This is a genomic window from Cupriavidus sp. DF5525, assembly GCF_040149425.2.
Lineage (GTDB): Bacteria > Pseudomonadota > Gammaproteobacteria > Burkholderiales > Burkholderiaceae > Cupriavidus > Cupriavidus pickettii_A.
In genome coordinates this window covers 271,279-297,500 of sequence record NZ_CP168266.1, presented here as the reverse complement: position 1 = coordinate 297,500, position 26,222 = coordinate 271,279, and the positions used below count along the sequence as shown (strand labels likewise).

Here is a 26,222-nt window from a genome sequence, read left to right as displayed (position 1 = left end):
AAGGCGGCAGACCTGTCCGGCGCGCACGGATTCGCCGCGCCGCGTGGTCCGCGTTGCCTCGCCATTTGCCTTCTGTGGCCTTCCGGCTGGAAGACCCGGATCGGCGCCAGTCTACGCCGCGCGCTTCTGGAACAGGTCGTGCAGCACCGGGTAGATCTCGTCCGCGCCGATGATGCGCTGCATCGCGAAGTGGTCGAACTGGTTCTTGACCGTCAGGTACTCTTCCCAGAGGTTCTGCGGTTCCTCGGACGCCACTTCCACGTATGCGTAGTACTGCACCAGCGGCAGGATCGACTCGCGCAGCAGGCGTCCGCACAACTCGGAATCGCCAGCCCAGTTATCGCCGTCGGAGGCCTGCGCGCAGTAGATGTTCCACTGGCTCGGCGGATAGCGGTCGTGGACCACTTCCACCATCAGCTTCAGCGCACTGGACACCACGGTACCACCGGACTCGCGCGAGTGGAAGAAGTCTTCCTCTTCGACTTCCTTGGCCACCGTGTGATGCCGGATGAACACCACGTCGATACGCTCGTAGTTGCGCTTCAGGAACAGGTACAGCAGCATGAAGAAGCGCTTGGCCAGGTCCTTGCGGCTCTCGTCCATCGAGCCGGACACGTCCATCAGGCAGAACATCACTGCCTGGGCCTGCGGGCGCTTCTTGAGCACGCGGTTGTTGTAGCGCAGGTCGAGCTTCTCGATAAAGGGCACGCGGTCGATGCAGGCACGCAGGTGCCGCATCTTCTCCATCAGCTCGAGCGTGCCTTCGGCGTAGGGGCCGTCCTTTTCCAGCGCCTCGGCGTAGGCCAGCTCCAGCTCGCGCAGGCGCTTCTGGTAGGGGCTGGACAAGGCGATGCGCCGCCCGATCGAGCTGCGCATGGTGCGCAGGATCGACAGGTTGGATGGCGTGCCGTCGATGGAAAAGCCGGCGCGCACCTTGCGCACCTCGGCGATCTTGGCGAGGTGGCGCTTGGCCAGGTCCGGCAGCGCCATGTCCTCGAAGAAGAAGTTCAGGAAATCCTCGCGCGACAGCGTGAAGACGAAATCGTCTTCGCCCTCGCCGCTGTCGCTGGCCCGCGAACCGGTCCCGCCGCCGCCCTGCTGCTGGCGGTCGAAGGAATCACCCTTGACGAACTTCTTGTTGCCAGGGTGAATCCACTCGCGCCGCCCGCCCGGGCCGTGGTGGAAGATCGGTTCGGAGATGTCCTTGACCGGAATGGACACCTGGCCACTCTGCTCGATGTCCATGATCTTCCGGCCGGACACCGCCTTTGCCACTGCTTGCCGGATCTGCTCGCGGTAGCGTTTGATAAAGCGTTGCTGGTTGACGGCACTTTTGTTGCCGCCGTTTTCGCGCCGATCGATGACCGTAGCCATATGTTGCCCTCGTTGAGAGACCTGTTCCGCGGCGCCGTTACGATGATTTTCTTACGCGCAGATACCACTCCACCAGAAGTCTCACTTGCTTGGGCGTGTACCCCTTCTCGACCATGCGGTTGACGAAGTTCTCGTGCTTGTCCTGGTCTTCGCGAGAAGACTTGGCGTTGAACGAGATCACCGGCAGCAGGTCCTCCGTGGTGGAGAACATGCGCTTCTCGATCACCATCCGCAGCTTTTCATAGCTGGTCCAGACCGGATTCTTGCCACTGTTGTTGGCCCGCGCCCGCAGCACGAAGTTGACGATCTCGTTGCGGAAGTCCTTCGGGTTGGAGATACCCGCGGGTTTTTCCACTTTCTCCAGCTCGTCGTTCAGCGCATTGCGGTCGAGGATCTCACCGGTATTCGGATCGCGGTACTCCTGGTCCTGGATCCACAGGTCGGCGAACACTACATAGCGGTCGAAGATGTTCTGGCCATACTCGGAATACGACTCCAGGTACGCGGTCTGGATCTCCTTGCCGATGAACTCCACGAACGGCGTGGTCAGGTACTCCTTGATGTGCGACAGCAGCTTGGCTTCCTGCTCCGGCGGGAACTGCTCGCGCTCGATCTGCTGTTCGAGCACGTACAGCAGGTGCACCGGGTTGGCCGCCACTTCGGTGTTGTCGAAGTTGAAGACCTTGGACAGGACCTTGAACGCGAAGCGCGTCGAGAGCCCGTTCATGCCCTCGTCGATGCCGGCATAGTCGCGGTACTCCTGGTACGACTTCGCCTTCGGGTCCACGTCCTTCAGGCTCTCGCCGTCGTAGACGCGCATCTTCGAGAAGACGTTCGAGTTCTCGGGCTCCTTGATGCGGGTGAGCACCGCGAACTGCGCCATCATCTTCAGCGTGTTGGGCGCGCACGGCGCGGCCGACAGCGAACTGCAGCGCAGCAACTTGTCGTAGATCTTCACCTCGTCGGACACGCGCAGCACGTACGGCACCTTGACGATGTAGATACGGTCCAGGAATGCCTCGTTGTTCTTGTCCGACTTGAAGGTCGTCCACTCCGCCTCGTTCGAGTGCGCCAGGATGATGCCATCGAACGGGATCGCACCGAAGCCCTCGGTGCCCTTGTAGTTGCCTTCCTGCGTTGCAGTCAGCAGCGGGTGCAGCACCTTGATCGGGGCCTTGAACATTTCAACGAACTCGAGCAGGCCGCGGTTGGCCAGGCACAGGCCGCCGGAATACGAGTACGCATCCGGGTCGTCCTGCGGGAAGTCCTCGAGCTTGCGGATATCCACCTTGCCCACCAGCGACGAGATGTCCTGGTTGTTCTCGTCGCCCGGCTCGGTCTTCGAGATCGCGATCTGCGACAGCACCGACGGGCGCAGCTTGACCACGCGGAACCTGGTGATGTCGCCGTTGAACTCGTGCAGGCGCTTGACCGCCCAGGGCGAGGCGATGGTGTTCAGGTAGCGGATCGGAATGCCGTAATCCTCTTCGAGGATCTTGCCGTCTTCTTCCGGCGCGAACAGCCCCAGCGGCGACTCATGGATCGGCGATCCCTTGAGCGCGTAGATGGGGATCTGCTCCATCAACGCCTTGAGCTTCTCCGCGAGCGAGGACTTGCCGCCGCCAGGAGGCCCGAGCAGATACAGGATCTGCTTGCGCTCTTCCAGGCCCTGCGCCGCGTGCTTGAAGAACGAGACCATCTGCTCGATCGTGTCCTCCATGCCGTAGAAATCGCGGAAGGCCGGATAGATGCGGATGACCTTGTTGAAGAACAGTCGGGACAGCCTCGGGTCATGGTGGGTGTCCACCAGTTCCGGCTGACCGATCGCGGCAAGCATGCGCTCGGCAGCGGTCGCGTAGGCAGTGGGATCCTTCTTACAGATCTCCAGGTATTCCTGGATGGTGTATTCCTCTTCCTTGCGAGCTTCGAAGCGCGTAGCGTAATGGCCGAAAATGTCCATACCTCACTCCCGTCAGAGTCAACATCCGAGGCGAAGGTAGTTCTACCCCTCAAGGCTTCGCAGGTTTCGCGGTACAACCACCCCGGCTTGGCTACCGCTGAATGTTGCGAAGTCTTTACTTCATCATAGTCAAATAACGGCGATGGTGGAGGCCGAGTTGACGAATCGTGCATCGATGCAACGGCTGTTTCTGTGCTGCATTTTCTGCCGGATTTCGCTGTCAGCTTTTGGCTGATTTCCGCTCTGCGCTTCGCCCCCGCACGCGACGGGCCATTGACCATGCTTGTGACACACCTTACACCTTTCCCGCCAACCGTGCACAGCCGGTTTTGTAACCAGAGACACAAAAGCCGGCACAGGTGCCGGCTTTCGATTGGTTTCAGAATTTGCTTCTGCGCGCACTAGCACGCGGACACTGCTGATAGCGGAACGCGTCAGAGCGTGCGCGCCACCAGCTCCTTCATGATCTCGTTGGAGCCGCCGTAGATCTTGCCCACACGTGCGTTGGCGTACATTCGCGCGATCGGGTATTCCAGCATATAGCCGTAGCCGCCGTGCAACTGCAGGCACTCGTCGATGATCTCGCAATTCTTCTGCGTGCACCACCACTTCGCCATCGCCGCGGTGGCGGCGTCAAGCGTGCCCGCCATCAGCCGCATCATGCAGTCGTCGACGAAGGTCGCGGCGATGGTCGCCTCGGTCTTGCACTCGGCCAGGCGAAAGCGCGTGTTCTGCAGGTCCGCCAGCGGCTGGCCGAACACCTTGCGCTCACGCACATATTCAGTGGTGAGCTCGATCGCGCGCTGCATCGACGCGGTCGCGCCAAGGGCGATGATCATCCGCTCCTGCGGCAGCTGCTGCATGAGCTGATAAAAACCCTGGCCTTCCTGCTCGCCGAGCAGGTTCTCGCATGGCACCAGCACGTCGTCGAAGAAGAGCTCGGCGGTGTCCTGGCCCTTCTGCCCGATCTTCTCCAGGATGCGCCCGCGACGGAAGCCCGGCAGGTCGCGCGTCTCGACCATGATCAGCGAGACGCCGCGCGAGCCGGCCTGCGGATCGGTCTTGGCGACCAGGCACACCAGGTCGGCGTGGTAACCGTTCGTAATAAAAGTCTTTGCACCGTTTATGCGATAGCAGTCTCCGTTTTCGGCTTTTTCCCGCACCGCGCGGGTGCGTACCGATTTGAGGTCGGAACCGGCGCCAGGTTCCGACATGGCGATGGCGGCCACCATCTCGCCGCTGGCCATCTGTGGCAGCCATTTGCGCTTCTGCGCCTCGGTGCCGTAGTTGAGCAGGTAATGTGCCACGATGCCGCTGTGCACGTTGTTGCCCAGGCTGGTGCATATGGCGCGCGCCATCTCGCGCGTGATCACGGCCTCGTGCGTAAAGCTGCCCCCGCCGCCGCCGTACTCCTCCGGGATGCTGGCGCACAGGATGCCGGCCTGGCCGGCGCGGCGCCAGACGTCGCGGTCGATATAGCCCTGTTCGGCCCAGCGAGCCTCGTTCGGCGCCAGTTCGCGTTCGACAAAGCGGCGCACGGTTTCCTGGAACATGGTCAGGTCTTCGGTCATCCAGGGGGTCTGGCGTCCGGCGGGCGCCGCGTGCTGGTCGTGGGATCCCATATTGGTGTGCTGATGCGAGGGTAAACGATGAGTCGGAAGGCCGCGGGCCGGGTCCTGCCGGCCGCATGCCTGTATACGTAAACGGTGCGATGGCGAACCGACCGGCTGCTGCATCGCATCAACCGGCCGGCGCGTCCGGTCAGTCGGGCCAGCGATAGCGCAGCGGTTGCTTGGCCATGAAGCGGTTGGCGGCTTCCATCCGGTATTCGGTGGAGAAGGCGATGCCCTGCCCGTCCGCTTCCATCGCCAGCATGGTGTGCAGGTCCTGGTTCAGCGAGGCGTTCAGCGCCTGCTTGGTCAGGCCGACCGCCACCGGCGAGGCTTCGATGAAGGCGCGCGCCAGCGCCTGCGCGCGCGCGGCCAGGCTTTCCTGCGGCACGATTTCCATGACGATGCCAAGGTCTTGCGCTTCCTCGGCACTGAGTTCCTTCATCGAGAACATCAGTGCCTTGGCGCGCTGCACGCCGACGATCCGTGGCAGCGTGTAGAACACGCCACAATCCGGGATCAGCCCCATGCGCAGGAACGGCAGGCCGAAGCGCGCCCGCGGTGTCGCCAGGATGATGTCGGCGGTCAGTGCCAGGCTGAAGCCGGCGCCATAGGCCGCGCCGTCGACCGCGGCGATCACCGGCACATCGAGCTGGATCAGGTCTTCCAGCCAGCCGTGGGCCTGCTGCAGGCGGCGGCGCCCCTGCGGCGCGCTCATTTCGGTCTGCATCGAGCTGATATCGCCACCCGAGCAGAACTCGGTGCCGGCGCCGGTCAGGATCAGCGCGCGAACGTCATCGTCGGCACGTACCTGGCGAATCACTTCCGCGATCTCGCCGCGCATGGGGATCGACAGCGCATTGCGGCGCGCGGGGAAGTCGAGGGTCAGGGTGGCGATCCCGTCCTCGACGGCAAAGCGGATGTATTCCATGGATGGACTCCGGAACGGCTGCCTCAGTCGAGCTGGATGTTGGCGTCGCGCACGATCTTGGCCCACTTGGGCGTGTCGGCGCTGACCACCGTGGCGAGTTCCTGCGGCGTCGACCCGACCGGCTGCAGGCCCATGCCGGCCAGCTTCTGCGTCACCTCGGGCAGGCGCACGATGCGCGCGGTCTCGGCCGCCAGCTTCGCCGTCACGTCCTTGGGCGCGCCGCCCGGCAGGAACAGTCCGAACCAGCCATTGGGCTCGAAGCCCGGCAGGCCGAGTTCGGTGAAGGTCTGCACGTTGGGCAACGCCTTGTAGCGCTGGCTGCCGGTGATGCCAAGGATCTTGAACTTGTTGCTGGCCAGGTGCGCGTTGGCCGAGGTCACGTCGACAAAGGCCGAGTCCACCTGCCCGCCGAGCAGGTCGCTGATCAGCGGCGCGGCGCCCTTGTACGGGATGTGGGTCAGCTCGATGCCGGCCTGCTGCTTGAGCAGCTCGCCATGCAGGTGCGACGAGGTGCCGTTGCCATACGAGCCGTAGCTGAGCTTGCCCGCCTTGGCCAGCGCCAGGAACTCGCGCATGTTATTGGCCGGCACGCGGTTGGGCACCACGAACAGGTCCGACGACTTGGCGATCAGCGACACCGGCGTAAAGTCCTTGGCCACGTCGTACGGCATGCGCTTGTACAGGCTGGGCGACTGGATCAGCGCGGTGATCGCCAGCAGGATGGTGTAGCCGTCGGCCGGTGCCTTGGCGACGATGTCGTTGCCGAGCATGCCGCTGGCACCGGGCTTGTTCTCCACCACCACCGGCTGGCCCAGGCTGTCGGCCAGGCGCTGGCCGATCAGGCGGCCCACGGTGTCGGTGCCGCCGCCGGCGGGGTAAGGAACGATCATGCGGATCGGCTTGCCGGGATATTGCTTGGGATCGGGCTGCTGCGCGAAGGCCGTGCCCGCGCTGCCAAGGACGGCCGCGCCGGCCAGGGTGCCGGCCTGCGCCAGCCAGTTGCGTCTGCTTTGCTGCATGCTGTCTCTCTCTTTCTTTATGTCGCGGCGAGGCTCAAGCGCGCGGGTTGTCCGCCTGCATCTCGCGTTCCTGCAGGGCGCGCCACTGGATCTTGCCGGTGGCGGACTTGGGCAGCGCATCGACAAGATCGACGATGCGCGGCACCTTGTATGCGGCCAGGCGCTCGCGGCACCAGGCCATGATGCTTTCCGGATCGGCCCCGGCAGTGCCGCGCGCTTCGGGGCGCAGCGCCACCACGGCCTTGACAGTCTCGCCGCGGCGCTCGTCGCGCGCGGCGATGACGCAGGCCTCGTGGATGGCCGGGTGCGCGTACAGCAGGTTCTCCACCTCGGCCGGCCATACCTTGAAGCCGGAGGCGTTGATCATGCGCTTGAGGCGGTCGCGCATGAAGAAGTAGCCCTCTTCGTCCATCAAGCCCAGGTCGCCGGTGCGCAGGAAGCGCTTGCCGTCGAGCTCGATAAACGAGGCCTCGTTGGCCTCCGGGTTGCCCCAGTAGCCCACCATCACCTGGCCGCCGTGGGCAACGATCTCGCCGGTCTGGCCCTGCGGCAGTTCCTGCAGCGTCTCCGGGTCGATCACGCGCGCATCGACGCCGAAGGTGGCGATGCCCAGGCACTCCCGCTTCGGCTTTTCGCGCGGGTTGGAGAGCAGGAACGACGCGGTCTCGGTCATGCCGTAGGCTTCGACGTACGGCAGGTTGAAGCGCTCCTGCAGCATGTTGGCGACCGCGTCCGGCATGGCCGCGCCGCCGCCGCCCAGGTAGGCCAGGCTCGACAGGTCGCGGCTGTCCAGGTCGGGCTGCGCGAAGAAGTCCACCAGCATCGCCGGCGGCGCGCCCCAGACCGAGACGCGGTAGCGCTCGATCAGGTCGGCGGCCAGCGCGCGGTCCCAGCGCGGCATCAGCACCACGGTGGCGCCGAGGTAGAGCGGCGAATTCATGCAGTTCTGCATGCCGAGCAGGTGGAACATCGGCGCCACCGCCAGCACCACGGACTCAGGCGTGCTGCTGCGCCAGATCTGCGAGCCCACCGCCGCGGTCATCAGCGTGCCGTGGGTATGCATGCAGCCCTTGGGGTTGCCGGTGGTGCCGGAGGTATAGGCCAGCATGCACAGCGTGTCGTAGCGGGCCTGGTGCGGCAGCGGGCGATGCCCTGCCGCGCTGGCTGTATCCCACGCCACCGGCATCGCGCCAGACGGCGCGGCCTGCAGTGCGGGCGCGGGCTCGCGCAGCCAGTCCGGCACCGGCAGGCCGCCGTGCTCGCGCAGCATGCCGGCGTAGTCGTGCACGATTACATGGCGCAGCGCCGGGCCGTACAGCGGCGCCATGCGCTGGTACAGCTCGCTGCCGGCAAAGGCGGCCACCGCGCCGCTATCGTCAACCACGTGGGCCAGTTCGGCCTCCAGCCACATCGGGTTGGCCGGCACCACCACGCCCTCGGCGCGCAGGATGGCGTAGTAGGCAATGATGAACTGCGGGCAGTTCTGGCTGAACAGCACCACGCGGTCGCCCGGCTGGATACCGCAGGCCTGCTGCAGGTAGCCCGCTATGCGTTCGATCTCGTCCTGCAGCTGCGCGTACGTGATCGCGGTACCGAAATACTGGATCGCGGTCTTGTCCGGATAGCGGTGCGCCGCGGCCTCGACGTTGTAGAACAGGCTGGTGCGCGGCGTATGCAGCGTGGCCGGCAGGCCGGGGGGCCAGGCGGGAGAGCGGAACGGCTGGTGGTGACTTGTAGCAGGCTTCATATGCAGCAGATCAACAGGTGAATCAATCAGGGCTCAGTCCAGGCGGATGTTGTTCACGCGGATGACCTTGCCCCAGCGGGCGTAGTCGGTCCGGACGACCTGGGCGAAGGCATCGGGCGTGCTGCCGGTCAGCACGATGCCCAGGTCGCTCATGCGCTTGCGCACGTCGGGCTGGGCCAGGATGCGGTTGACGTCGGCCGAGAGCTTGTCGACGATGGGCCGCGGCGTCGCGGCCGGCAGGAACAGGCCGAACCAGCCCTGCCCGTCCATGCCGGCCACGCCGGCTTCGCGGAAGGTCGGCACGTCCGGCAGGTGCGGCGAGCGGCCGCCGCCGGTGACCGCCAGCGCGCGCAGGCGCCCGGTGGCGTTATGCGGCTTGGCGCCCATCACCGAGATGATCGCGGCGGGCACCTGTCCACCGAGCAGGTCGTTCAGCTCCGGCGCCTCGCCCTTGTACGAGACGTGCACCATGTCGAGCTTGGCCGACTCCTTGAAAATCTCGCCATACAGGTGGCCGCTGGAGCCGGTGCCGTAGGAGCCGTAGGAGAACTGCTTGGGCTTGGAGCGGACCAGTTCGATGAATTCCTTCAGGTTGTTGGCCGGCACCGAGCTGTGCACGGCGAACACCAGGTTGGTGGTGGCCAGCTCTGACACCGCGACAAGATCCTTGACCGGGTCGAACGGCGGCTTGCTGTAGAGGCTGGGCGCCTGCACCAGCGTGGTAATGGTCAGCAGCGCGGTATGGCCGTCGGCTTCGGCGCGGGCCACCGCCTCGGAGCCGATCATGCTGCTGGCGCCGGGGCGGTTCTCCACCACCACCGGGCGCTTCCAGGCCTTGCCGAGGCCGTCGGCCAGCGCGCGCGCCAGCACGTCAGTGGCGCCGCCGGCCGGGTATGGCACCACCAGGCGCACCGGCTTCGACGGGAATTCGCCCTGTGCCCAGGCGGCACCGGTGGCCAGCATCCCGGCCGCGGCGGCGGCTACGGTCAATACCCCGGCGCTGAGGCGCCGCAATGCATTACGACGATTTTCCTGCATGGGCTTGTCTCCTTTGGTGTCTGGAAGCGGGCGCGGGGTTCTGTCCCCTGTGTGCGTCCCGCCTGGCCGGTGCGTTCCGGCCATTGCTTGTCGGCGTGCGGGCAGCGCTGCCCGCAGGTGTCCGTGTTATGAGCCGGAGAGTGCGCGATGCTGCGGTGCTTGGACAATGACCAGACTCGCCAAAATGATTGGCCGAATCGCTCAGGCGAAAGACAGCCTTTGGCAAATCCCGATTGTGCGGTGCGCGCGCGGCTTGCTAAGGTGGCGAAAAGACCGGCCAAGCCCGCGAATATGACTGCCGCGCCCTACCAGGGCGCCCGCGCGTCACCCTGACCAGGAGACCCATGCACACCGCCGCCCTGTCATCGCACCCCCCGCCCGTGCCGGGTAAGCTGCACATGGCCGGTGCGCTGCCGGCCTTGCTGGACAAACCTCTGGTTCGACCTGCCGAGCCGCCGCCCGCCGCGGTTGCACCGGCGCGCCACACCATCGCGATCAAGCATGTCGACCACATCCTGCTGGGCGCGCGGCGGCTGGGCCTGGACATCGACGCGCTACTGCGCCGCGCCGGCATTTCGCCGGCCCTGCTGGCCTCGCCCAGCGCGCGCGTCACCCAGGGCCAGTACGCCGCGCTGATCCGCACGCTGCGCCGCGTCACGCGCGACGAGCTGTGGGGCTTGCTGGACCGCCCGGTCACACCCGGCGTGTTCGCCCAGGTATGTGGCAACCTGGTCCACTGCGCCACGCTCGAAGACGCCATCCGGACCGGGATGCGCCTGTACCGGCTGCATGTCGACGCCTTCGCGCCGCGCCTCCACCTGAGCGCCGATGGCCAGACCGCCACGGTGGAGCTGCACCCGCGCGTGCCGGCCTCGGCCTGCCGCAGCTTTGCCGAATCGACCTTTGTCTTCCATGCCTATGCGCTGGTCAGCTGGCTGGTGGCGCAGCATATCCCGCTGCGTCGCGTCGACCTGAGCGCCGCGCCCTCGCAGGGCGGCACCGACACCGAGCGCGTGTTCAAGGCCGCCGTGCACTATGGCCAGCCCGTCACCGCGCTGCATTTCGACGCCGCCTGCCTGCGCCTGCCGGTGATGCGGGATGCCACCAGCCTGCGCGAGTTCCTGCGCGAGACTCCGCGCAACCTGCTGATCCGCTACCGCGACAACTGCTGCCTGGCCGAACGCATCCGCCAGCACCTGCGCTCACACTTGGACGACGAACTGCCCTCGCTGGAGCAGATGGCCAAGCTGCTGCGACTCACGCCGCAAACCCTGCGCCGCCGGCTGCGCGACCAAGGCCGCGGCTACCAGAGCATCAAGGACAGCCTGCGCCGCGACGTCGCCATCGGCATGCTGGAACGGCCGGGCATGACGCTGCAGGATGTGGCGCTGCGGCTCGGCTTCTCGGAGCCGAGCACCTTTCATCGGGCGTTCAAGAAATGGACGGGCGTGGCGCCGGGCGAGTATCGGCTGCGGGGGATGCGGGGCGAGGGCGTGTTGGGCTGAGAGGCAAGCTTCAGCGGCAGGCGCCGCCCGCTAGCGCTGGCCGGCCGCCGACCCGGTCCGCTGGCCGACCTGGATCATCCCCTCCCTGGGCAGCGGCACCTGCAGCGTCGCCAGCAGCAAGCCCATGCCGGCAAGGATGCGGTACTGGCTGGCCAGCTCGGTGTACCGGCCGGTCACGAAGGCGGTGCGGGCGCTGAAATACTCGTTCTCGGCATTGAGCAGGTCGAGCAGGCTGCGCTGCCCGATCCGGAACTGCTTGCCGTAGCTCACACGTGTGGCATCGCTGGCCTCGACGTATTGCCCGAGGCTCGCCAGCCGGTCCTGCGCGGTCAGGTAGGCGTTATAGGCCTGCGACACGCTTTCCTGCACCTGCCGGCGCAGCCGGTCCAGGTTCTGTTCGGCTTCCTGTACCTGGTAGCCGGCCTCGTTGATGCGCGCCTTGTCGGCGTTGCCGCGGAACAGGTTGTAGCGCACCCGCAGCATGACGCTGCGCTCGTCGGTGGTGCCGAGCACGCGGTCACGATCGCGCGCCACGCCGACCTCGAGATCCAGCCGTGGCCACAGCGCCGACTTGGCCAGCGAGCGGCCGGCCTGGGCTTCGGCGATATCGGCCTGCCCGGCGCCTAACGCAGGATGGCTGGCGCTTGCCACCTGCTGCGCCTCCTGTTCGGTGGCGGGCAATACCGCCGACAGCGATTCCGGTGTGGATAATGCCTGCGGCGTCGCGCCGACCACGCGCAGGAAGGCCGTCACCGCGTCCTGCAGGCTGCCCTGCTCCGCCCGCAGGCTGGCCTTTGCCAGCGCCAGGCGGCTCTCGGCCTGGTACAGGTCGGCGCGGCGCAGCACCCCGTTATCGGCACCAAGCCGGATCTGGTCGTAGATGTGCTGGTGCGCTTCCAGATTGGCCACGCCGATGGCCACGGTCTCCTGGCGGCGCAGCACTTCCACGTAGACGCCGACTGTGCGCAGCGCGATGTCTTCAGCCGTCGCCCCGACCCGGTAAGCCGCGCCGTCGATCCGTGCGCCCTGGCGCTCCACGTCGCTGCTGGTGGCAAAGCCGTCGAACAGCATCTGCGAGATCGTCACGCCGGCCGCGTGGCTGGCATAGGAAGAATCGGACAGGCCCATCAGGCGCGTGCTGTGGCTGTCCAGGCGGACGCGGCCGGTGGCGGCGTTGACATCGACACGCGGCAGGTAACCGGCGCGCGCCTGCGTCAGTCCCTCGTCCGCGGCCAGGCGGCGGCTGCCCGCCGCCAGCACTTCGGGATTGGTGTGCACGGCTTGTTCGACTGCCTGGCGCAGCGCCTGGGCTGCCGCGAAATGCGGCACCGCCAAGACGGCCCATAGCAGTACGTGTGCCAGCCGGCACCCTGTCGTTGTCATGCTTCCCCCACTCGGGCGCACCCGCTGCCGCGTATCGGCTTGCCTGCGCGATACGGAAAGCGGTGCGCTACCCGTTTATTATGGTTTTCAACTTCACCGGCGTCCGGTTGCTGCCGTGCTGCTTTTTGCTTGCTGAACCCGCCACCCGCCGTACCCTCAGGCCGTGTGGATATTGCTGTTGCTCAGCAGCGTGTTGAGATCGAGCCCGACCACGCCCTGCAGCACAGCCACGTCCTGGAATGCAGCTGCCGTGCCGCTGCCATCGCGGTCCAGGCTGACCACGGTGTTGCCATCGACCTCCGACAGGCGGACGAACTGCGCGGCGTTGGCGGTGGTAACGGTGACGCCGGAGAGCAGATCAGACAAATCCAACACATCGCCGCCCGCAGCCGCGGGCGCCCGGTCAAAATCGGTGATCTTGTCCACCGAGGCCGGGTCGGCCCGGAGAAAGGCGAAGGTATCGCTGCCTGCACCGCCGGTGAGGATGTCGACACCGGCACCGCCAATCAGGGTATCGTTACCGCTGCCACCAGCCAGGCTGTCGTCGCCGGCCCCGCCACGCAGCACGTCGTTGCCACTCGAGCCAATGAGGTTGTCGCTGAAGGCCGAGCCGATCACACCTTCTATGTTCCTGTAGGTGTCGGTGCCAAGGCCCACTGCGCCCAGGTTCACCGTGGTGTCTGTGCTGCTCTGTGTCAGCGAAAAACTCACAGCCCCGGTGGCATCGGAGAAATCCAGCAGGTCGATGCCCGCACCGCCATTGATGGTGTCGTTGCCGGCGCCAGCGCGGATGATATCGTTGGCGGAGCTGCCGGTGAGCGTATCGTTGTAGGCCGACCCGATCACTCCCTCAATATTGCTGTAGGTGTCCTTACCCAGGCCGCCACCCAGAGTGACCTGGGTCCCGCTGCTGCTCTGCGTCAGGCTAAACGTGATCGCGCCGGTTGCATCGGAGAAATCCAGCATGTCGATGCCCGACCCGCCGTCAATGACATCGTTACTGGCGCCCCCTCGCAAGACGTCGTCGCCGGTGCCGCCGTTGAGGGTGTCGGCAGCGCCGCCGCCAATGAAGACGTCACCCACGCCGGCACCAGTCATGGTGTCTGAATTGCCGCCACCATCCAGATAAGACGCCTGGTAACTGAGATTCTCAAGCGAAAAGCCGGCAGGACTGTTCTTGTCCATAACGTTGACGGTCACCGTCGCCATGCTGTTGCCACCTGCGCCGTCGGAGACGGTATAGCTGAAGCTGCCCGACGTCGACTTGTTGTCACTATCAAACTCGATGAAGCTGCCATTGCTTTCAGTGACAAGTCTGAGGCCGGAAACCGTGCCGGAGGCGGAATCGACCGCAGTAATAGACAAGGCTCGTCCGTCGATGTCGACATCGTTGCCAAGCAGCGCGCTCACCGGAATCAGGATGTTGCTGGTGTTATTCGATACGTAGACAACGTCCCCTGCTGCCACTGGCGCATCGTTGACGGGATTGAGCGTAATCGCCACCGTATCGGTATCGACCGAAGCGCCATCGTTGGTCTGTATCTGCAACGATGCGGTGCCTGCGTAATCTTTCTCGCCAAGGAAGCTCATGCCATTCAGCGCAGCATTGATTGCCGCATCGCTGCCCGTGAATGTCATGGTGCTGTCCGCGGTGCCGTCGCCCGACAGGAACTGCAGTCCGGCAACGCCGTTCAGCGTAATCGCGCCGTGGCTTGCGCTCAGTGTCACGGTGTGGCTCGCGTTGTCCACGTCAGAGATGCCGAGTGCATTGCCGTTGGCGGTACGGAACACCAATGGCGTATCTTCGTTGACCACCTGCGCCAGGGGCACGGCATTCACCGCAGCATCGTTGGTGCCGGTGATGTTGACGGTGATCGCCTGGGTGGCGGTGAGATCAGCCGACTGCACGGACAGCGAGTCGGTCACATGCTGGCCCGCGCCGAGGGACTGGGCCTTGCTGTTGTCCAGCGTGTAGGTCCAGGCCCCGGTATTGCTGTCGAAGGTGAAGGAGCCGTATTGCCCGGCCAGGCTGGCCGGTGGCACGGCAGCAAAGTGCGCTTCGCCGCTGTCGGCATCGCTGACCGTCAGCGTGCCGCTGGCCGTAGGGTCGCCGGGAATGGCATTTCCTGCCCCGCCGGCCTCGGTCACCGAGGTGTCCTCGCTGGCTGAAGACGTGATCGTGGCGTAGTCGTTCGCGCCGGTGATGTTGACGGTGATAGTCTGCTGCGCGGTATGGTCGAACGAAGCCACCGTCAGTGAATCGCTGACCTGCTGGGCTGCTGTCAATGCATTGGCCTTGCTGTTGTCGAGCGTGTAGGTCCAGGCGCCGGTGTTGGCGTCGAAGGTGAAGGTGCCATACTGCCCCACCAGACTCGGCGGTGGCACATCGGCAAAGAGCGCTTGGCCCGCATCGACATCGCTGACCGTCAGCGTGCCGCTGGCGGAAGCGTCGCCAGCAATCGCATTGGCCGCGCCGCCCGCTTCGGTCACCGACGTGTCTGTACTGCCCGACGCCGCGATGGTGGCATGGTCGTTGGCGCCGGTGACGTTGACCGTGATGGTCTGCTGCGCGGTCTGGTCGAACGAGGCGACCGTCAGCGAATCGCTAGCCTGCTGCCCTGCGGTCAATGCATCGGCCTTGCTGTTGTCGAGCGTGTAGGTCCAGGCACCGGTATTGCTGTCGAAGGTGAAGGTGCCGTACTGCCCCACCAGACTCGCCGGTGGCACATCGGCAAAGTGCGCTTGGCCGGCATCGACATCGCTGACCGTCAGCGTGCCGCTGGCGGAAGCGTCGCCAGCAATCGCATTGGCCGCGCCGCCCGCTTCGGTCACCGACGTGTCTGCACTGCCCGACGCCGCGATGGTGGCATGGTCGTTGGCGCCGGTGATGTTGACCGTGATGGTCTGCTGCGCGGTCTGGTCGAACGAGGCGACCGTCAGCGAATCGCTGGCCTGCTGGCCCGCGGTCAACGCATCGGCCTTGCTGTTGTCGAGCGTGTAGGTCCAGGCACCGGTATTGCTGTCGAAGGTGAAGGTGCCGTACTGCCCCACCAGACTCGGCGGTGGCACGGCAGCAAAGTGCGCTTGGCCCGCATCGACATCGCTGACCGTCAGCGTGCCGCTGGCGGAAGCGTCGCCAGCAATCGCATTGGCCGCGCCGCCCGCTTCGGTCACCGACGTGTCTGCACTGCCCGACGCCGCGATGGTGGCGTGGTCGTTGGCGCCCGTGATATTGACCGTGATGGTCTGCTGCGCCGTTTGGTCGAACGAGGCGACCGTCAGCGAATCGCTAGCCTGCTGCCCTGCGGTCAATGCATCGGCCTTGCTGTTGTCCAGCGTGTAGGTCCAGGCACCGGTATTGCTGTCGAACGTGAAGGTGCCGTACTGCCCGGCCAGACTGCCCGGCGGCACGGCAGCAAAGTGCGCTTGGCCCGCATCGACATCGCTGACCGTCAGCGTGCCGCTGGCGGAAGCGTCGCCAGCAATCGCATTGGCCGCGCCGCCCGCTTCGGTCACCGACGTGTCTGCACTGCCCGACGCCGCGATGGTGGCATGGTCGTTGGCGCCGGTGATATTGACCGTGATGGTCTGCTGCGCGGTCTGGTCGAACGAGGCGACCGTCAGCGAATCGCTGGCCTGCTGGCCCGCGGTCAACGCATCGGCCTTGCTGTTGTCGAGCGTGTAGGTCCAGGCACCGGTATTGCTGTCGAAGGTGAAGGTGCCGTACTGCCCCACCAGACTCGGCGGTGGCACGGCAGCAAAGTGCGCTTGGCCCGCATCGACATCGCTGACCGTCAGCGTGCCGCTGGCGGAAGCGTCGCCAGCAATCGCATTGGCCGCGCCGCCCGCTTCGGTCACCGACGTGTCTGCACTGCCCGACGCCGCGATGGTGGCGTGGTCGTTGGCGCCCGTGATATTGACCGTGATGGTCTGCTGCGCCGTTTGGTCGAACGAGGCGACCGTCAGCGAATCGCTAGCCTGCTGCCCTGCGGTCAATGCATCGGCCTTGCTGTTGTCCAGCGTGTAGGTCCAGGCACCGGTATTGCTGTCGAACGTGAAGGTGCCGTACTGCCCCGCCAGACTGCCCGGCGGCACGGCAGCAAAGTGCGCTTCACCGGTGTCGACATCGCTCACCGTCAGCGTGCCGCTGGCAGTGTCGACGGCAATGGTGTTGGCGGCAACGGCGCTGGCTGCCCCACCCGCTTCCTTCACCGACGTGTCCTCGCTGCCCGACGCCGTGATGGTGGCCCCATCATTGGCGCCGTTGATCCGGATGCTCAGCGACGATGCCGCGCCGGCCTGGCCGTCGGTCACGTCATAGCTGAAAGTGTCCTGCACATGCTCACCCTGCCGCAGTGCCTGCACCTGGCCATTGCCGTTATCCAGCTTATAGCTATAGCTGCCGTCAGCATTGATCGTCAGCGTGCCGTAGTGCCCGACATACGTGCCGGCATTGGCCACCGCCAGCACATTGCCGGCGTCGACATCGCTGTCATTGGCCAGCACATTGCCGGTGATCGGGTTCGGCGAGTTGTCCTCGCCGATCGCGTGGGTATCGGCCATGGCCGTGGGCGCATGGTTCTCGTAGCCGGCAAAGTCCGACTTGGTCAACTCGTGCAGGCCATTGAGCCTGATGACCATTTCCGCCGTCGCGGGATTGCCGTCGACATCGACATAGACATAGGTATTGCCGCCCGATTGCTGGAACCAGGCGCCATGAGCCGTGGGCTGGCGTCCACCCCATTCAAAACCGGAGTTGCCCAGCACCGGGCGCAGGTCGAGGCGGTCCGCGCCACGCTGGAAGTCGGTGATGACATCCATGCCGGACGCTGCGGAGTCGGACACCGCGTTGTAGACGAACACGTCGCCGCCACTGCCGCCGCTCAAGGTATCGCCGCCTGCCCCGCCGCCAATGTTGTCGTCGCCGCCTTCGCCGTAGATGGTGTCCTTGCCATTGCCGCCGGCGACGATGTCGTTGCCGCCCAAGGCGGCATTGTTGCCGTTGTCCCCATAGATCAGGTCATCGCCGTTGCCGCCAAAGATGCGGTCGTTACCCGGCTGGGCCGACTCATGGCCGCGCCCGAGCAGGTGGTCGGCGTAGCTGTCGTAGCCGTCGCCATACAGCGTATCGCCGCCATTGTCGCCGGTGTAAAGCGCCGAGGAACCGTCGATGCTGCCGATCACGTCGTCGCCGCTGCCGCCATAGACCGCGTCGGCGCCGTTGCCGCCGGACAGGTTATCGTTGCCGCGCCCGCCGAATACGCGGTCCTTGCCATTGGCCCCCAGCAGCGTGTCGTTGCCGTCGCCGCCTTCGACGATATCGTCGCCGTTGCCCGCATCGACATAATCATTGCCATCGCCAGCGCTGACATAGTCATTGCCGTTGCCGCTCAGGATGGTGTCGCTAGACGTGGTGCCGCCGATGTTGTCGCTGCCGTTGGTGCCGGTCAGTGTTGCCATGATGTCCCTCTCTCCGTCCTGAGTGCCGGCCTGGTGGCCATGCCTTGCTTGTTGTCGTTGTGGGTAACGCTCGCTTATCGTTCGCGGAACGCCATCTCTTTGGTCTTGATGATTGGCTTGAGCAGGTAGTGAAGTACCGTCTTCTGCCCGGTCAGCACATCGACCGTCGCTACCATGCCGGGCAGGATGGGCACCTGCACCGCGCTGCCGCCGGGCCGGTTGTCGCGGGTGCGAACGCGCACCAGGTAGTAGCTTTCGGGGCGCTCGCCGGGGCGCTCCGGGGTCAGCGTATCGGCGCTGATATGCTCGACGGTGCCGGGAAAGCCGCCATACACCGAGAAGTCATAGGCCGACAGCTTGACCGTCGCCGGCTGCCCGGGCCGAAGGAAGGCAATGTCAGCCGGGCGCACGCGCGCCTCCACCAGCAAGGTGTCTTCGAGCGGGACGATTTCCAGCAGGTCCATGCCGGGCTGCACCACGCCGCCCACGGTGTTGATCTTGAGCTGCTTGACGATGCCGGCCAGCGGCGCGCGGACCAGGGTACGGTCGACACGGTCCTGCAGCGCCGTGTTGGTGGCACTCTGCGCCGCCTGCTCGGCCTTGGCCTGGTTGAGTTCGCGCATGGCCTCCGCGCGGAAATGCGTGGCCGCCTCGTCGAGCTTCTGCTGGCTCTCGCGGTAGGCCGCTTCCAGGCGCGGCATGGCGAGCCGCGTGGCATCGAGCTCGCCCTTCAGGTCATTGGTCTGCCGCTCGAGCCGCAGCACGTCGACGTCGGACACCACGCCCTGCGCCACCATCGGGCGCATCATGGAAAGCTCCTGCGCCACCAGCCGGTGGCTCTGCCGCAGCTGCTGCTCGCGCGAGCGCTTCTCGGTCAGTTCCTGTCGCCGCTGCTCGGACTGCTGGCGCAGCACGGCAAGGTTGGCCTCGAACGCGCGCTTGCGCGACTCGAACAGCGAACGCTCCTCGGCGACGAAGCGGCGGCCCTCGGCATCGGCGGGTGCGCTGGCGACGAAGTCCGTGCCGCCGGCCTCGCCGCTCAGGCGGGCGATGCGCGCCACCAGCGCATCGTCCTTGGTGCGGCCCTCCTGGTATGAGGCGGTGAAGCGGGTATCGTCGATGCGCATGAGGGCCTGGTCCTTCTTCACGACTTGGCCCGGGCGCACCATGATCTCGGCAATGATTCCGCCTTCGAGGTTCTGCACCACCTGTACCTGGCTCGACGGGATCACCTTGCCCTCGCCCACCGTGACTTCATCCACGCGCGCCAGCGCAGCCCAGGCCAGCGCCACCATGACAAAGACGAGGGCCGACCAGAGGATCCAGTGCGTGAAATAGCGCGGCTGGGCCATCGCAGCCGCATCGCGCTCACCCATGAAGGCGGTGTCGTCGGCACGCGGCCTCAGCGCGGCGGCGAGCCATCGCGCCATGCGTCGGGGCGGCGCGACGCGTTGCGGGTCAGGCTGAGGCGACATGGAGCTTCCTCCCCGCGAGCGCGTTCAGGACTTCGGCCTTGGGACCGTCGGCGACGATGCGACCCTGGTCCATCACGATCAGGCGATCGACCAGGCTGAGCAGCGAGCCGCGATGCGTGACCAGGATCAGCGTGCGCCCGCCCAGCGCCGCGGCCAGGCGCGCCTTGAACTGCTCCTCGGTGCGGTTGTCCATCGCGCTGCTCGGCTCGTCGAGCAACAGCAGCGGCGGCTGCAGCAACTCGGCACGTGCGATGGCGATGGCCTGGCGCTGGCCGCCCGACAGCCCTTCGCCACGCTCGCCGAGCCGCAGGTCATAGCCGTCCGGCAGGCGATCGGCAAAGTCGCTGACGCCGCCCACGCGCGCCGCGCGCAGCACCGCTTCGTCATCGGCGTACGGGGCGCCCATCACGATGTTGTCGCGGATGGTGCCGCTGAACAGCATCACGTCCTGCGGCACATAGCCGATATCGCGCCGCAGCGCCGCCGGGTCGAGCTGGCGCACTTCGGCGCCATCGACCAGCACCGTGCCGGTATCCGGCGCGTACAGGCCGAGGATCAGCTTCTCGATCGTGGTCTTGCCCGAGCCGATGCGGCCGATCAGCCCGACCCGCTCGCCGCTGGCAATGTGGAACGAGACGCCGTCCAGTGCCGCGTTGTCGCGGCCCGGATAGCGGAAGCTGACCTGGCGGAACTCGATCTCTCCGCGCAATGGCGGACGATGCAGGAAATGCTTGCCGGGCGGGCGCTCGACCGGCAGCGCCATCATCCGGTCGATGCCGGCCAGTGCGGTGCGGGCCTGGTGATAGCGCGTGGTCAGCCCCGCCACTTGCGACAGCGGCGCCAGCGCGCGGCCGGCGAGGATGGTGCAGGCGATCAGGCCGCCCATGGTCAGCCGGTCGTCGGCAATCAGGTACACGCCGATGACCACCACCACCAGCGTGGCGGCCTGCTGGGCGAACAGCGCGACGTTGATCACGCAGGCGGAAAGCAGCCGCGCCCGCAGCCCGAGCTTTGCCATCTGGCCGGCCACCTGTTCCCAGTTGCGTTGCGCTGGGCCTTCTGCGCCGGTGGTCTTGATGGTTTCGAGCCCGACCAGGGTCTCGACCAGCGCCGCCTGGCGCTGGGCCGCGCAGGCGCTGCTGGCGCGTACCGCGCGCGACAACGGACCCTGCAGCGCCAGGCTGATGCCGATCACCAGCGGCACCGCCAGCAGCGGCACCCATGCCAGCGGGCCGCCGACCCAGAACATGGCAGCAATGAAGACCGCGGCAAACGGCAGGTCGATCAGGGTCGTGATGGTGGCCGAGGTCAGGAACTCGCGCACGGACTCGAATTCATGCAGCTGGCTGCTCAGGCTGCCCACGGACGCGGGCCGCGCCTTCATCTCGATGCCCAGCACCTTTTCGAACACTGTCGCGGAGACCGTGACGTCGATGCGCCGGCCGGCCACGTCGACGAAATAGCCCCGCAACGTCCGCATCACCAGTTCGAAGGCAAGCACCAGGCCGACGCCGATGGCCAGCGCCCACAGCGTTTCCAGCGCATGGTTGGGCACCACGCGGTCATAGACGTTCATGGTGAACAGCGGCATGACCAGCGCGAACAGGCTGAGCAGCAGCGAGGCCACCATCACCTCGCCATAAAGCGGCCACGAGTGGCGCAGCACGCCCCAGAACCACTCGTGCGGCGGCGTCGGCCCTGGCTCGCCCGCCGTCTCGAAGCGGTGCGTGGGCCGGGCCAGGATGGCATGCCCGGTGTAGCGGGCCAGCAAGTCTTCGCTGCGGACAGCGTGCTCCCCCTCCCCCCACTCCGGCATCGCGACCAGCAGTTGTCCGGCTTCGCCGCCGCGGCGCAGCAATACGCAGGCCTCGCCCTGGTCGAGCAGCAGGATCGCAGGCAGCACCAGCTCGGGAATCTCGTCCAGCCGGCGCCTGACCAGCCGGGCCGACATACCGGCGCGCGCAGCCGCACGGGGAAACAATGCTGGTGTCAGGCGATGCGTTTCAAGCGGCAGGCCGGCAACCAGGGCTTCGGCCGAAGCTGGGCGGTTAAAACGTCGCGCCAGCCATAGCAGGCACGCAAGCAGCGGATCGTCGGGACGGGCATGTCGGGATGCCGGATCCGGCATATTCCAACCGGCGTCCTCGACAGGGCGTGCGGGTGCGGCGGCATGCATGGCGGGAGCCTGCCTGCTTCAGCGCGGCCCGTGGCCAACGCGGTGGCGTGCGATGCGGCCTGGCGCCATCATCGCTGCGCGGCTTGCGAATACCGCGCTCCCTGCGTAAAGCCTGCGCCAATTGCATCCAGCCATGGTGTCCCCCCGGTCCCATTGGTGTGGCGTTTTTCGCAAGAATAGGCGCGGGGGGCTGGCGCGCCCATCGTGCAGATGGATCAGCGGGCGCAACAAAGGGGCTGGACGGAATCATCCGTTTGGCGTTTCACGCAAGAAACGGGTGACGCCGGGTACAACAACAACCGGCTCACTCGAGCTGGATCTCCCCGTCGAACCGCACGTTGAGCTGCACGCCCGGCAGTTCCAGGGTCACCGAGACCGGAAAGCGCTCGGTGCCGGCGATGGTGCCGGCGGCCAGCGCCTTCGATATCGCCTGTTCGATCTCGCGCTGGGAACTGACGCCGACGACCTTCAGGAACTTGCGGATGCTGAGGTTGAAGGTTTCCTCGTTCATGGCTGTCTCCTGGGAGCGGGCTTGCGACCGCTACCAAGACAGCCTAGGCGATGCGGGGGCAATGCGGGGCGTTTTGCAGGCCCCCGCCGGGGTCCCCGTCAGATCACGCGCTGCTCCCGCAGCTTCGCGATCCGCTCGGCCGACAGGCCCAGCACGGCTTGCAGCACCTGCTCGGTATGCTCGCCCAGCCGGGGCGGCGGCGCGTCATACTGCACCGGCGTGGCCGACAGGCGCAGCGGGCTCTTGACCGTCGGGCATAGGCTGCCGTCCTCGCGCACCAGGTCGACCTGCAGTTCGCGATGCCGCACCTGCGGGTCCTCCAGCACCTGGCCGTAGTCATTGATCGGCCCGCACGGAATGCCCTGCGCTTCCAGCGCCTGCACCCAGTGCGCCGTCGGCCGCGTGCGCATGTGGGCCTCCAGCATCGGCACCAGCGTTTCGCGATGGACGATGCGGCCGGGGCCGGTGGCGAAGCGTTCGTCGGCGGCCAGGTCGGGACGCTCGATGCCGCGGCAATAAGCCTGCCACTGCCCGTCGTTGCCGGCCGCCACGATCATGTAGCCGTCGGCGGTGGCGAACACATGGTAGGGCACCATGTTGGCGTGCGCGTTGCCGTAGCGCGGCATGGCCTTGCCGGTCACGCGCTGGGCGATGATCGGCGTGGCGCCGACCGCGACCACCGCGTCCAGCAGGGCCATGTCGATATGCTGGCCCTCGCCGGTGCGCTCCGCGTGGCGCAGCGCGGCCAGCACGGCCACCGTGGCATACATGCCGGTGAGCATGTCGACCACGGCCACGCCCACCTTCTGCGGGCCGCCGCCGGGCAGGTCGTCACGCTCGCCGGTGACGCTCATCAGGCCGCCCAGGCCCTGGAAGATAAAGTCATAGCCGGGCTTGTGCGCGCTCGGCCCGGTCTGGCCGTAGCCCGTGATCGAGCAGTAGACGATCGACGGATTAAGCGCCTTGAGGCTGTCGTAGTCCAGCCCGTAGCGCTTCAGGTCGCCGACCTTGTAGTTCTCCAGCACGATCTGCGACTTCGCGGCCAGCTCGCGCACGATCGCCTGCCCGTCGGGGCTGGCGATATCGAGCGTCACCGACTGCTTGCCGCGATTCGCGCCGGCAAAGTAGGTGGCATCGCGCGACGGCTGGCCGTCCGCGCCAGGCAGCCAGGGCGGCCCCCACGAACGGGTGTCGTCGCCCGCGCCGGGACGTTCGACCTTGATGACCTCGGCGCCCAGGTCGGCCAGGTTCTGCGCGCACCAGGGCCCGGCCAGGATGCGGGACAGGTCCAGCACCCGGACGCCCGCAAGGGCGCCCCGGGTGCCACGGGTTTCTCGCGTGGCTTGCGTGCCCGCCATCTCAGATCGGGTCCCAGCCGATCACGTCGGGCGAACGCTCCAGCTTGAAGAAGCTGTTGCGCATCGCCGGCATGGCGATCTCGCCCACGCTCTCCGGCGTCCAGCCTTCGCTCATATGCACCGAGCGCACCGGGCGCGGCTGGCTCATCAGCATGATCTCGTTGGCGCGCACCGCGAAGATCTGGCCGTTCACTTCGCTGGCGGCCGGGCTGGCGAGGTACACCGCCACCGGCGCGATCTTGCCGGCTTCCATCTTCTGCAGCTTGGCCACGCGTGCCTTCTCTTCCGGCGTCTCGGCCGGGATCGAGCTGGTCATGCGGCTCCACGCGAACGGCGCGATGCAGTTCGAGCGCACGTTGAAGCGCTGCATGTCCAGCGCGATCGACTTGGACAGCGCGGCGATGCCCAGCTTGGCCGCCGAGTAATTGGCCTGGCCCAGGTTGCCGATCAGGCCCGAGGTCGAGGTCATGTGCACGTAGGCGCCGCCCTCCTGGTCCTTGAAGTAGTTGGCCGCGGCGCGGCTGACGAAGAACGTGCCGTGCAGGTGCACGTCGATGACCGAACGCCATTCTTCCTCGTTCATCTTGAAGAACATGCGGTCGCGCAGGTTGCCGGCGTTGTTGACCACGGCGTCGATGCGGCCGAAGTGGTCCAGCGCGCATTGCACGATGGCATTGGCGCCGTTCCAGGTCGACACGCTGTCCGTGTTGGCCACGGCCTCGCCACCGGCGGCGCGGATTTCATCGACCACGCGCTGGGCGGGGCCGGCGTCGCCGCCTTCACCGGTCATCGACACGCCCAGGTCATTGACCACAACCTTGGCGCCGGCGGCGGCCATTGCGAGCGCGATGCCACGCCCGATCCCACCACCCGCGCCCGTCACCAGCGCGACCTTGCCTGCCATCAAACCGCTCACTGCGTTGCTCCTCTGAATACTTTTTGTGCGGTCACCGACCGCAAATCCGGCAAACACCCTTTCGCCGCGGGCACATGGCGCGCCAATGCGGTCAGTCCGGATGTCAATGCCCCGCGGGATACGATAAATTGGCGGCCGCGACATTGGAATTCACGAATCACAAAAGTGGCCTTTGGCCTTACGGAAGCCCATGCATTACGACCTGACAGACCTCCGCCTCTTTCTGAACGTCGGCGAGACGGAGAACCTGACCCGTGCAGCCGAGCGCAGCTTCCTGTCCCTGCCCGCGGCCAGCACCCGGATCAAGCAGCTGGAAGAGGCGTTCCAGACACAATTGCTGATCCGCCAGGTCAAGGGCGTGCGCCTGACGCCGGCTGGCGATGCGCTGCTGCGCCACGCGCGCGAAGTCTTCCGCGAGCTGGAGTGCCTGCATTCCGACCTGCGGCCGTACGCCAAAGGGGTCAAAGGCCGCGTGCGGTTGCTGGCCAACACCACCGCCACCAACTCATTCCTGGCCGCCGGTGTGTCGCGCTTCCTGACGGAAAACCCGGATGTCGATATCGAGCTGGAGGAGCACCTGTCGCAGGAAATCGTCTCGGCGATCAGCGCGGGCGCGGCCGACCTGGGCATCGTCGCGGGTGAAGTCGCCACCCAGGACCTGGACGTGATGCATCTGTGCAGCGACGAGCTGATCGTGATCGCCCCGGTCAACCACCCGCTGCCGGCGTTCAAGCGGCTGCATTTTGCTGACCTGCTCGATACCTGCCGCTTCGTCGGCCTGAACCAGTTCAGCGCGATCCAGTCGTTCCTGGACCGCATCGCCAGCGGCATGGGCAAGCGCATCAGCCTGCGCATCCAGGTGGGCAGCTTCGACGCGGTGTGCCGCATGGTGGAGGCCGGCGCGGGCATCGCCATCGTGCCCAACAGCTGCGCGCGCCGCTACGCCAGCCGCAAGGTGCTGCGCTTCATCCAGCTGGAAGACGAATGGGCCAAGCGCGAGCTGCGCCTGTGCCGCCGCCCTGGGCGCGAGCTGCCCCAGTTTGCCGAGACCCTGATCCAGTACCTGGTGGACGCGGCGCGCGAGCCGGTGTAAGGCCCGCCTGCGCCGCCCTGCAGCGAATCAGCCCCTCAGCCCGCGGCCAGGCCCGCGGAATGCGCCACCAACCCCGCCAGCGGACGCAGCGACACCACCATCACCGCCAGCAGCAGGCCCATGGCGAACACGCCGGGCCAGCTGGTGCGCCCGCTGCGCGCCAGTGAATAATTGACCAGCTCCGGCGACCAGTGATAGTCGCGCAGGCGCCGGATCGTGGTTTCGGCATGCCAGCGGTAGAGCTGGTTGCCATACATGCCCAGCAGCAGCGCCAGCGCATACAGCATCGGCCGCGACAGCACCAGCGGCATGTCCAGACGGAACAGCGCGTGCAGCACCGGCTCTGCGCAGACGATCAGCGCATAGACGCCCACCTGCCAGTACATGCGCCGGTAGGCCATCCAGAACGGCCCCAGCAGGCACGCCGCCCAGTTCCACGACATGCCGCCGCGGCCCACGGCCAGGGCCCAGCGCGCGCTGTAGAACGGGTAGCGCGGCCCCACGAAAACGGCCAGCGCCGCGTCGTCACGGATCGATGATTTCATGCCAACCTCCCCCTGCCTGCGCTGCGCTCGTCCGTCGCGGCGCAGCCTGTGCCAAAGCATAGGCCAGGCGGCGCGCCGCCTGCGTGCGCTAGCGCGCATTGCGGCGGAGATTGGCGCAGGA

The 26,222-nt window shown here is 66.4% G+C and carries 17 protein-coding genes; 2 read left to right on the top strand and 15 right to left on the bottom strand.

Features of this window, described 5'->3' with window-relative positions; translation table 11 throughout:
* Window positions 1-111 precede the first annotated feature (111 nt).
* The 7 genes from ABNX08_RS22545 to ABNX08_RS22515 all read right to left on the bottom strand — a co-directional run bounded on the left by ABNX08_RS22545 (window position 112) and on the right by ABNX08_RS22515 (window position 9,679).
* A complete protein-coding gene (locus ABNX08_RS22545) occupies window positions 112-1,374 on the bottom strand; it encodes a YeaH/YhbH family protein (RefSeq protein ID WP_022537919.1) in 1,263 nt (420 codons plus the stop codon).
* 37 nt (window positions 1,375-1,411) lie between these two features.
* Window positions 1,412-3,334: a PrkA family serine protein kinase gene (locus ABNX08_RS22540; RefSeq protein ID WP_022537918.1), complete on the bottom strand. Its 1,923-nt coding sequence runs from the start codon at window positions 3,332-3,334 to the stop codon at window positions 1,412-1,414.
* A gap of 434 nt (window positions 3,335-3,768) precedes the next feature.
* Window positions 3,769-4,956, bottom strand: coding sequence for an acyl-CoA dehydrogenase family protein (locus ABNX08_RS22535; RefSeq protein WP_349605221.1), 1,188 nt, complete (start codon window positions 4,954-4,956; stop codon window positions 3,769-3,771).
* A 139-nt stretch (window positions 4,957-5,095) separates the two neighbouring features.
* On the bottom strand, window positions 5,096-5,875 hold the full coding sequence (locus ABNX08_RS22530) for an enoyl-CoA hydratase/isomerase family protein (RefSeq protein ID WP_022537916.1): 780 nt from the start codon (window positions 5,873-5,875) through the stop codon (window positions 5,096-5,098).
* 23 nt (window positions 5,876-5,898) lie between these two features.
* On the bottom strand, window positions 5,899-6,894 hold the full coding sequence (locus ABNX08_RS22525) for a tripartite tricarboxylate transporter substrate binding protein (protein WP_022537915.1): 996 nt from the start codon (window positions 6,892-6,894) through the stop codon (window positions 5,899-5,901).
* Window positions 6,895-6,928: 34 nt separating this feature from the next.
* Entirely contained in the window at window positions 6,929-8,641 is a 1,713-nt protein-coding gene (locus tag ABNX08_RS22520; protein ID WP_349605219.1) for a long-chain fatty acid--CoA ligase, read from the bottom strand.
* 33 nt (window positions 8,642-8,674) lie between these two features.
* Window positions 8,675-9,679: a tripartite tricarboxylate transporter substrate binding protein gene (locus tag ABNX08_RS22515; protein WP_349605217.1), complete on the bottom strand. Its 1,005-nt coding sequence runs from the start codon at window positions 9,677-9,679 to the stop codon at window positions 8,675-8,677.
* A 344-nt stretch (window positions 9,680-10,023) separates the two neighbouring features.
* On the opposite strand from ABNX08_RS22515, the gene ABNX08_RS22510 reads away from it, so the two are divergent.
* A complete protein-coding gene (locus ABNX08_RS22510) occupies window positions 10,024-11,184 on the top strand; it encodes an AraC family transcriptional regulator (RefSeq protein WP_022537912.1) in 1,161 nt (386 codons plus the stop codon).
* Between the two features lie 30 nt (window positions 11,185-11,214).
* Here the strand turns inward: ABNX08_RS22510 and ABNX08_RS22505 are convergent, their stop codons facing one another.
* The 7 genes from ABNX08_RS22505 to ABNX08_RS22475 all read right to left on the bottom strand — a co-directional run bounded on the left by ABNX08_RS22505 (window position 11,215) and on the right by ABNX08_RS22475 (window position 24,463).
* A complete protein-coding gene (locus tag ABNX08_RS22505; RefSeq protein ID WP_022537911.1) occupies window positions 11,215-12,567 on the bottom strand; it encodes a TolC family outer membrane protein in 1,353 nt (450 codons plus the stop codon).
* A gap of 156 nt (window positions 12,568-12,723) precedes the next feature.
* A complete protein-coding gene (locus tag ABNX08_RS22500; RefSeq protein WP_374063701.1) occupies window positions 12,724-18,027 on the bottom strand; it encodes a beta strand repeat-containing protein in 5,304 nt (1,767 codons plus the stop codon).
* 74 nt (window positions 18,028-18,101) lie between these two features.
* Window positions 18,102-19,502: an HlyD family type I secretion periplasmic adaptor subunit gene (locus ABNX08_RS22495; protein ID WP_022537909.1), complete on the bottom strand. Its 1,401-nt coding sequence runs from the start codon at window positions 19,500-19,502 to the stop codon at window positions 18,102-18,104.
* A complete protein-coding gene (locus ABNX08_RS22490; RefSeq protein ID WP_022537908.1) occupies window positions 19,486-21,678 on the bottom strand; it encodes a type I secretion system permease/ATPase in 2,193 nt (730 codons plus the stop codon). Before ABNX08_RS22490 ends, ABNX08_RS22495 begins: the two co-directional genes overlap by 17 nt.
* 304 nt (window positions 21,679-21,982) lie before the next feature.
* Window positions 21,983-22,189: a DUF6494 family protein gene (locus ABNX08_RS22485; RefSeq protein WP_022537907.1), complete on the bottom strand. Its 207-nt coding sequence runs from the start codon at window positions 22,187-22,189 to the stop codon at window positions 21,983-21,985.
* 98 nt (window positions 22,190-22,287) lie between these two features.
* On the bottom strand, window positions 22,288-23,547 hold the full coding sequence (locus ABNX08_RS22480; protein ID WP_022537906.1) for a CaiB/BaiF CoA-transferase family protein: 1,260 nt from the start codon (window positions 23,545-23,547) through the stop codon (window positions 22,288-22,290).
* 1 nt (window position 23,548) lies between these two features.
* Entirely contained in the window at window positions 23,549-24,463 is a 915-nt protein-coding gene (locus ABNX08_RS22475) for an SDR family NAD(P)-dependent oxidoreductase (RefSeq protein WP_022537905.1), read from the bottom strand.
* Window positions 24,464-24,653: 190 nt separating this feature from the next.
* Between ABNX08_RS22475 and ABNX08_RS22470 the strand changes: the two genes are divergently transcribed.
* Window positions 24,654-25,556 (top strand): LysR substrate-binding domain-containing protein, encoded by a 903-nt coding sequence (locus ABNX08_RS22470; RefSeq protein ID WP_022537904.1) that lies wholly within the window; start codon window positions 24,654-24,656, stop codon window positions 25,554-25,556.
* 35 nt (window positions 25,557-25,591) lie between these two features.
* On the opposite strand, the gene ABNX08_RS22465 is transcribed toward ABNX08_RS22470, so the two are convergent.
* The gene (locus tag ABNX08_RS22465) at window positions 25,592-26,101 is read right to left on the bottom strand and encodes a DUF2628 domain-containing protein (protein ID WP_022537903.1); all 510 of its coding nucleotides are present in this window, start codon (window positions 26,099-26,101) and stop codon (window positions 25,592-25,594) included.
* Between the last annotated feature and the right edge of the window lie 121 nt (window positions 26,102-26,222).

What these genes read in the sequence shown, in the direction of transcription:
- ABNX08_RS22545 (WP_022537919.1), bottom strand. Translation starts at nt 1,374, where the DNA reads ATGGCTACGGTCATCGATCGGCGCGAAAACGGCGGCAACAAAAGTGCC.
- ABNX08_RS22540 (WP_022537918.1), bottom strand. Translation starts at nt 3,334, where the DNA reads ATGGACATTTTCGGCCATTACGCTACGCGCTTCGAAGCTCGCAAGGAA.
- ABNX08_RS22535 (WP_349605221.1), bottom strand. Translation starts at nt 4,956, where the DNA reads ATGGGATCCCACGACCAGCACGCGGCGCCCGCCGGACGCCAGACCCCC.
- ABNX08_RS22530 (WP_022537916.1), bottom strand. Translation starts at nt 5,875, where the DNA reads ATGGAATACATCCGCTTTGCCGTCGAGGACGGGATCGCCACCCTGACC.
- ABNX08_RS22525 (WP_022537915.1), bottom strand. Translation starts at nt 6,894, where the DNA reads ATGCAGCAAAGCAGACGCAACTGGCTGGCGCAGGCCGGCACCCTGGCC.
- ABNX08_RS22520 (WP_349605219.1), bottom strand. Translation starts at nt 8,641, where the DNA reads ATGAAGCCTGCTACAAGTCACCACCAGCCGTTCCGCTCTCCCGCCTGG.
- ABNX08_RS22515 (WP_349605217.1), bottom strand. Translation starts at nt 9,679, where the DNA reads ATGCAGGAAAATCGTCGTAATGCATTGCGGCGCCTCAGCGCCGGGGTA.
- ABNX08_RS22510 (WP_022537912.1), top strand. Translation starts at nt 10,024, where the DNA reads ATGCACACCGCCGCCCTGTCATCGCACCCCCCGCCCGTGCCGGGTAAG.
- ABNX08_RS22505 (WP_022537911.1), bottom strand. Translation starts at nt 12,567, where the DNA reads ATGACAACGACAGGGTGCCGGCTGGCACACGTACTGCTATGGGCCGTC.
- ABNX08_RS22500 (WP_374063701.1), bottom strand. Translation starts at nt 18,027, where the DNA reads ATGGCAACACTGACCGGCACCAACGGCAGCGACAACATCGGCGGCACC.
- ABNX08_RS22495 (WP_022537909.1), bottom strand. Translation starts at nt 19,502, where the DNA reads ATGTCGCCTCAGCCTGACCCGCAACGCGTCGCGCCGCCCCGACGCATG.
- ABNX08_RS22490 (WP_022537908.1), bottom strand. Translation starts at nt 21,678, where the DNA reads ATGCATGCCGCCGCACCCGCACGCCCTGTCGAGGACGCCGGTTGGAAT.
- ABNX08_RS22485 (WP_022537907.1), bottom strand. Translation starts at nt 22,189, where the DNA reads ATGAACGAGGAAACCTTCAACCTCAGCATCCGCAAGTTCCTGAAGGTC.
- ABNX08_RS22480 (WP_022537906.1), bottom strand. Translation starts at nt 23,547, where the DNA reads ATGGCGGGCACGCAAGCCACGCGAGAAACCCGTGGCACCCGGGGCGCC.
- ABNX08_RS22470 (WP_022537904.1), top strand. Translation starts at nt 24,654, where the DNA reads ATGCATTACGACCTGACAGACCTCCGCCTCTTTCTGAACGTCGGCGAG.
- ABNX08_RS22465 (WP_022537903.1), bottom strand. Translation starts at nt 26,101, where the DNA reads ATGAAATCATCGATCCGTGACGACGCGGCGCTGGCCGTTTTCGTGGGG.